Genomic DNA, 6,540 nt, shown 5'->3' with positions numbered 1-6,540 from the left:
GGCGTGATCATGGCAGGGGGATGGCTCAGGTCTTGTCGATCAACGAGGGATCAGTGGGGTTTTGAGAGGTTCCCCTGTGCTTCCACCAGTTGCGCCAGCTGCAGCAGCGACTCCTGCCAGCCCAGGTAGCAGGCCTCGGCCGGAATGACGGCGGGAATGCCTTCCTGCACCACGGCCAGTTCCGTGCCTACGGACACCGCACGCAGCTCCACCGTGGTGATCATCTCCCCGGGCAGGCCGGGGTCTTCGAACACGTCGCTGTAGCGCAGCCGCTGGCCCGGCACCAGCTCCAGGTAGGTGCCGCCGAAGGCATGCTGCTGCCCGTTGCCCAGGTTGGTGAACGACATGCGGTAGCTGCCGCCCACGCGTGCGTCCAGGCTGTGCACGCGCCCGGTGAAGCCGAAGGGCGGCAGCCACTTGGCCATGGCGTCCGCGTCCAGGAAGGCGCGGTACACCCGCTCGGGCGGTGCGCGCAGCACGCGGTGCAGGCGCACGGTGGATGGCGAATCAGCGGAGGAATTCATCGCAAAGGCTCCCGGAGGCACGCGGCGCACATGCGCCGTGGGCCCATGGTGGCACGCCGTCACCCGCCCGTGTTACCAGTTGCGCCAGCCAGCCGCGTGCGCGTGCGCGCCGCCACGTCGCGCACCCAGGGCTGGCGCCGCCAGTGCGCCTGGGCGAAGGCCGCGATCTGCGCCGCGTGGGTGAGCGAGGCGCCGATCAGGTCCAGTCCGTCGAGGAACATGCGCTGGTGGCGCTCCGACAGGGTGAACGGCGCGCACAGCGCGGGCGTGCGCACCTGCAGGCGCTGCAGGTCGATCTCCAGCGCCAGCGGCGCGTCGCTGGTGGCCGCCTCACGCAGCAGCGCGGCGGCGTCGGCCTCGGAGACCATGGCGGGCAGCAGGCGGTTGTTGACGGCGTTGGAATAGAAGATTTCGCCGAAGCTCGGCGCCACCACCGCCTCGAAGCCGAACTGCTGCATGCCCCACACCGCATGCTCGCGGCTGGAGCCGCAGCCGTAGTTGGGGCCGGCCAGCAGCACGTTCACGCCAGCGAACGTGGGGCGATTGAGCACGCAGTCCGGCCGTGCGCGGCCCTGCGCGTCGAAGCGCAGGTCGTAGAGCAGGCCCTGGGCGAGACCCGCCTTGTCGATGCCGCGCAGGAACTGCTTGGGCATGATCTGGTCGGTGTCCAGGTTGGCGATGTCCAGGGCGGCGGCGCGGCCGTGGATCACGGTGTGCTTCTCGGGTGCTGTGTTCATGCGGTGGACTCCAGGCGGCGCACGTCGATGATGCGGCCGGTGACGGCGGCGGCGGCGGCCATGGCGGGGCTCATCAGGTGCGTGATCGCGCCTCGGCCCTGGCGGCCCTCGAAGTTGCGGTTGGTGGTGGAGGCGCAACGCTGGCCGGGGGCGAGCACGTCGTCGTTCATCGCCAGGCACATGGAGCAGCCCGGCTGGCGCCATTCAAAGCCGGCGGCCTGCAGGCGCTGGGCGATGCCCTCCTCCTCCGCCTGGCGGCGCACGGCGCCCGAGCCCGGCACGACCATGGCGCGCACGCCCTCGGCCACGCGGCGCGTGCCGACGACGCGGGCGACCTCGCGCAGGTCTTCGATGCGCGCATTGGTGCACGAGCCGATGAACACGTGCTGCACCGGCACGCCGTCCAGCGCGGCGCCGGGCGCCAGGCCCGTGTAGCGCAGCGCCTGCTCGGCGCTGGCGCGCTGCACCGGGTCGGGCAGGCTCTGGGGCAGCGGCACCGTGCCGGTGACGGCCACGGCCTGGTCGGGGCTGGTGCCCCAGGTGACGAAGGGGGCCACGCCAGCGGCGTCGAGGCGGTGCTCCACGTCGAACGGCGCGCCCTCGTCGCTGCGCAGCGTGGCCCAGTGCGCGAGCGCCTGGGCGCGCACCTCGCCCGCGATGTCGGGCGCACGCTCCAGCACGTAGGCAACGGCCTTGTCGTCCGGCGCGATCAGCGCGCCGCGCGCGCCGGCCTCCACGGCCATGTTGCAGAGGGTGAAGCGCGCCTCCACCGACAGCGCCTCGATGGCCGCGCCGCAGAACTCCACCACGTAGCCCCGCGCGCCCTGCGCGCCGATGCGGCTGATGAGGCAGAGCACCAGGTCCTTGGCCGTAGTGCCGGGCGGCAGCGCGCCGTCCACGCGGATGCGCATGTCCCGCGCCAGGCGGTAGGCCAGGGTCTGCGTGGCCAGCACGTGCTCCACCTCCGACGTGCCGATGCCGAAGCCCAGCGCGCCCAGAGCGCCGTAGGTGGTGGTGTGGCTGTCGCCGCAGAGGATGACCATGCCGGGGCGCACCATGCCGTGCTCGGGCGCCACCACGTGCTCGATGCCCTGCAGCGGATCGTTGGTGTCGAACAGCGGGATGCCGTGGCGGTCGCAGTTGGCCTTGAGGTTCGTGGCCTGCAGTGCCGAGGGCGGGTCCTGGATCACGCGGTGGCGCACCGGGTGCGTGGGGATGATGTGGCTCACCACCGCCACGTTCTGCCCCGGCACGGGCACGCCGCGCCCGGCGGCGTGCAGGCCGGCGAAGGCCTGGGGGCTGGTGTATTCGTTCATCAGGTGCAGGTCGCAGAAGAGCAGCACGTTCTGCGCGTCGAGCGCGGCCACGGTGTGGCTGTCGACCAGCTTGCGGTAGAGGGTGCGCGGGGCGCTCATTCAGTCGTCTCCTTGCAGAAGAAAGGGCAGCGCCGCGTCCAGCAGCGCGTCAGGCGCCTCCTCGGCGATGTAGTGGCCGCAGGGCAGCGGGTGGCCGCGCACATCGCGCGCCACGCGGCGCCACTCGGCCAGCGGGTCGAAGCAGCGGTGCACCACGCCCTGCTCGCCCCACAGGGCCAGCAGCGGCATGGGCAGGAGCCGGCCTGCGTCGCGGTCGGCGCGGTCGTGCGCCAGGTCGATGCCGGCGCTGGCGCGGTAGTCCCCGCAGATGCCCGCCGCCGTGCCGGGCAGCGCGATGCAGCGCTGGTATTCGGCGAGCGCGCGGGCGTCGAACGGCGCCAGCCCGGCGCTGCGCCGGCCCATGACGTCGCGCACGTAGGCGGCGGGGTCGGCCTCGATGAGCCGCTCGGGCAGCGGCGCGGGCTGGATCAGGAAGAACCAGTGCCAGTAGGCGCGCGCGAAGGCGTCGCCCGCCTGCTCGTACATCGCCAGCGTGGGCGCCACGTCCAGCAGCGCCAGGCGGCGCACGGCCTGCGGATGGTCGGCCGCGAGCCGGTGCGCCACGCGCGCGCCCCGGTCGTGGGCCAGCACGGCAAAGCGCGCGTGGCCCAGGTGGCGCATCACGGCCAGCAGGTCGGCGGCCATCAGGCGCTTGGCATAGGCCTCGCCGCCCTCGCCCGGCGCGGGCTTGGCGGAATAGCCATAGCCGCGCAGGTCCACCAGCACCAGCGAGAAATGCCGCGCCAGGCGCGGCGCCACCTTGTGCCAGATGGCCAGGGTCTGCGGATGGCCGTGCACCAGCAGCAGCGGCGGCCCCTCGCCACCCGTAAGGGTATGGAGCTGCACGCCGCCGCCCACGGGAACGTGCTGCGCGGAGAAGCCGGGGTAGAGGCTGGCGAGGTCGTCGGTCATGGTCGTCATTCGGCGGTGATGCCGCGCTCCTTGATCAGCTTGGCCCACTGGCCCAGCTCGGCCTGCAGGCGCGTGCGCGCCTGCGCGGGGGTGGTGGGCAGGGGGTCGAAGCCCTCACGCACCATGCGCTCCTTCAGCGCGGGTGAGCCCAGCGCCTGGTTCAGCGTGGCGTTGAGCTTGTCCAGCACGGGCTGTGGCGTGCCGGCGGGCGCGAAGACCATGAACCAGGTCTCGAACGCATAGCCGGGCACGCCGGCCTCGGCGATGGTGGGCACGTCGGGCAGCAGCGCCGAGCGCTGCGGCCCCGTCACGCCCAGCGCGCGCAGCTTGCCCGCCTGCACGTGCGGGCGTGCGGCCGAGAGCACGGGGAAGCTCATCGCCACCTGGCCCGACATGGTGTCCACCAGCGCCGGGCCGCCGCCGCGGTAGGGCACGTGCACCACGTCCGTGCCCGCGACGGCCTTGAACAGCTCGGCCGACATGTGGAAGGTGCTGCCCGGCCCCGCCGAGCCGTAGGAATACCGGCCCGGTTGGGCCTTGAGCAGCGCCACCAGCTCCTTCACATCGCGCGCAGGCAGGTCGTTGTTCACCACCAGCACGTGCTGGGAGCTGACCACCATGCCGATGGGCGCCAGATCCTTGAGCGTGTCGTAGGGCATCTTCGGCGTGAGCGACGGGTTGATCGCCAGCGACACGGTCTGCAGGCCGATGGTGTAGCCGTCGGCCGGGGCCTTGGCCACCATGTCCACGCCGATGTTGCCGCCCGCGCCGCCCTTGTTCTCGACGAACATCGTGCCGCCGAGCGCGCGGGCCCATTCGTCGGTGATCAGCCGCGCGGCGATGTCGGCGCTGCCGCCCGCCGCGTAGGGCACGACGAGCCTGACCGGCTTGGCCGGATAGCTTTGCGCCATGGCGCCCGTGGCGGCCAGGGCCAGGCCTGCCAGCGCACCCAGCGCGAAGCGGCGGGTGGCGCGGGGGAAAGAGGTGGAGTGGATGGTCATGGGCTTGTCTCCTGTGCTTGTGGGTATGGGGTGAATGGTATGAGTGAATAAAAATCGCATAAAGTCCTGCTGGTTTATTTCATTCATAAGTCAAACGCACGAATCTGCCATGGACGGCTTTTCAGACCTGCGCTTTTTCGCCCTGCTCATGAAGGAAGGCAGCCTCGCCGCCGCCGCGCAGCAGATGGGCCTGACGGCGCCCGCCGTCAGCCGGCGCCTGGCGCTGCTGGAAAAGCGCCTGGGCGTGCGCCTCCTGCACCGCACCACGCGGCGCATGCGCCCCACGCCCGAGGGCGAGACCTATCTGCTGGAGGGCGCCCGCGTGCTGGCCGAGCTGGATGCGCTGGAGCGCACCGTCTCCGGCGCGCGCAGCACGCCGCGCGGGCTGCTGCGCATTGCGGCCACGCTGGGCTTCGGGCGGCTGCTGCTCGCACCCGCGCTCTCGGCCTTCGCGCGGCGCTATCCCGAGGTGGAACTGCAGCTGCACCTGACCGACCGCCCCGTGAACCTCGTCGAACAAGGCTTCGACGCCGTGGTGCGCTTCGGCGAGCTGCCCGATTCGCGCCTGACGGCCCGCAAGCTCATGGACAACGAGCGCGTGCTCTGCGCTGCCCCCGCCTACCTCGACGCCGCCGGCGAGCCGCGCACGCCCGCCGACCTGCTGCGCCACCGCTGCATCGTGCTGCGCGAGGCCGACGAGACCTACGGCACGTGGCATCTGCGCCAGGGCGACCGGCAGGAGACGGTGAAGGTCGCCAGCCCCTTGAGCACCAACGACGGCGGCGCCGCGCTGGCCTGGGCGCTGGACGGCCAGGGCATCCTGCTGCGCTCGCTGTGGAACGTGGAAGATGCGCTGCACAGCGGCCTGCTGCGCCCCGTGCTGCCCACGTGGAAGCTTCCGCCGGCGGACATCTACCTCGTGCATCCCACGCGCAGCGAGCTGTCGGCCAAGACGCGGGCGCTTTCGGAATTTCTCTGCGAGTGGTTCGCACGCTAACCACCGCACTTCTCTTTCGATAGCTGCTTGCGCTTGTGCAGCAAGCGATCAAGCCCGATTTTTTCGCAATATCCAGATTTATATAGCGGTATAGGAGGCTATCGCGTATTCCCGCGTAGACTACGAACCCAATGGCACCGCAGGCCGTCCGGCTCGCGGGAAACAAGGCAGGCTTCCATGGGCACCACGCACACCACATCAACGGCGATCGAGGATGACAGCGTCTTTGAGACCGCTGCGGAACTGTTCCGCGCCATGGCCGCGCCCATGCGGCTCAAGATCATCAGCCTGCTGTGCAACGGCGAGAAGAACGTGAGCGAGCTGCTCGCCGAGATCGACACCACGCAGCCCAACATGTCCCAGCACCTCAACACGCTGTACCAGGCCGGCGTGCTGGGCCGCCGCCGCGAGGGCGTGAGCATCTATTACTTCATCACCAACGACAACGTCGTGCAGATGTGCCGCAGCATCTGCGTGCAGATCGCCATCGACCAGGAGTGACGGAGACGGCCCTCAAGGCTTGAGGTAGGCGTAGCCTTCCTTGGCCTGCAGGCGCGCCACCTCGGCCACGCCCGAGGGCACGACCTTGGCCTCCATCAGCAGGCGGCTCTCGTCGATCTTGCGCGACTCCATCGTGTTGCCGCAGGCGCGGAACTCCACCCCGCGCGAGGCCAGCGCGCTCACCTGCCCGCTGAACTCGCGCCCCTGGGCATCCTTGGCGTCGGAGAGCAGGAAGTCGATGCCCGCGCCGTGCGTCACGACCACGATCTTGGCCTTCGGATCGGCATTGAGATGGTTGGTGACGTTGCCCAGGATGCGCGACGCCGATTCGACGCCGGTGTTCACGTGGTACACGGCCTTGATGTCCTGCGCGCTGGCGGTGGCGGCGCAGAACGCGAACAGCAGGGCGAAAAAGGCTTGTCTCATGGTGTCGTCTCCTTGTGGTTCTGCGGG

General features: G+C 70.6%; 8 protein-coding genes. 2 read left to right on the top strand and 6 right to left on the bottom strand.

Going from position 1 to position 6,540, the window contains the following annotated elements:
• Positions 1-50: 50 nt before the first annotated feature.
• The 5 genes from AVS7_RS05980 to AVS7_RS05960 are packed head-to-tail and all read right to left on the bottom strand — an operon-like array spanning position 51 to position 4,589.
• Positions 51-524: an SRPBCC family protein gene (locus tag AVS7_RS05980; RefSeq protein WP_020227519.1), complete on the bottom strand. Its 474-nt coding sequence runs from the start codon at positions 522-524 to the stop codon at positions 51-53.
• Between the two features lie 59 nt (positions 525-583).
• Positions 584-1,261 (bottom strand): 3-isopropylmalate dehydratase small subunit, encoded by a 678-nt coding sequence (gene leuD / locus AVS7_RS05975; protein WP_020227518.1) that lies wholly within the window; start codon positions 1,259-1,261, stop codon positions 584-586.
• A complete protein-coding gene (gene leuC / locus AVS7_RS05970) occupies positions 1,258-2,676 on the bottom strand; it encodes a 3-isopropylmalate dehydratase large subunit (protein ID WP_020227517.1) in 1,419 nt (472 codons plus the stop codon). The genes leuD and leuC overlap by 4 nt, the downstream gene beginning before the upstream one ends.
• Positions 2,677-3,597 (bottom strand): alpha/beta fold hydrolase, encoded by a 921-nt coding sequence (locus AVS7_RS05965; protein WP_020227516.1) that lies wholly within the window; start codon positions 3,595-3,597, stop codon positions 2,677-2,679.
• Positions 3,594-4,589: a tripartite tricarboxylate transporter substrate binding protein gene (locus AVS7_RS05960; protein WP_020227515.1), complete on the bottom strand. Its 996-nt coding sequence runs from the start codon at positions 4,587-4,589 to the stop codon at positions 3,594-3,596. The genes AVS7_RS05965 and AVS7_RS05960 overlap by 4 nt, the downstream gene beginning before the upstream one ends.
• A gap of 109 nt (positions 4,590-4,698) precedes the next feature.
• On the opposite strand from AVS7_RS05960, the gene AVS7_RS05955 reads away from it, so the two are divergent.
• Together AVS7_RS05955 and AVS7_RS05950 are read left to right on the top strand one after the other, a co-directional pair.
• Complete coding sequence (locus AVS7_RS05955) at positions 4,699-5,586, top strand: LysR substrate-binding domain-containing protein (protein WP_020227514.1); 888 nt, start codon at positions 4,699-4,701, stop codon at positions 5,584-5,586.
• A gap of 177 nt (positions 5,587-5,763) precedes the next feature.
• Positions 5,764-6,087 carry a metalloregulator ArsR/SmtB family transcription factor gene (locus AVS7_RS05950; RefSeq protein WP_020227513.1) on the top strand — a complete coding sequence of 108 codons (324 nt, stop codon included), beginning with the start codon at positions 5,764-5,766 and terminating at the stop codon, positions 6,085-6,087.
• 12 nt (positions 6,088-6,099) lie between these two features.
• On the opposite strand, the gene AVS7_RS05945 is transcribed toward AVS7_RS05950, so the two are convergent.
• Complete coding sequence (locus tag AVS7_RS05945; protein ID WP_020227512.1) at positions 6,100-6,513, bottom strand: DsrE family protein; 414 nt, start codon at positions 6,511-6,513, stop codon at positions 6,100-6,102.
• Between the last annotated feature and the right edge of the window lie 27 nt (positions 6,514-6,540).

The organism is Acidovorax sp. MR-S7, assembly GCF_000400995.2.
Classification (GTDB): Bacteria; Pseudomonadota; Gammaproteobacteria; order Burkholderiales; family Burkholderiaceae_C; genus MR-S7.
The sequence above is the reverse complement of the archived record's forward strand: the minus strand, read 5'-3'. Positions and strand labels throughout refer to the sequence as shown.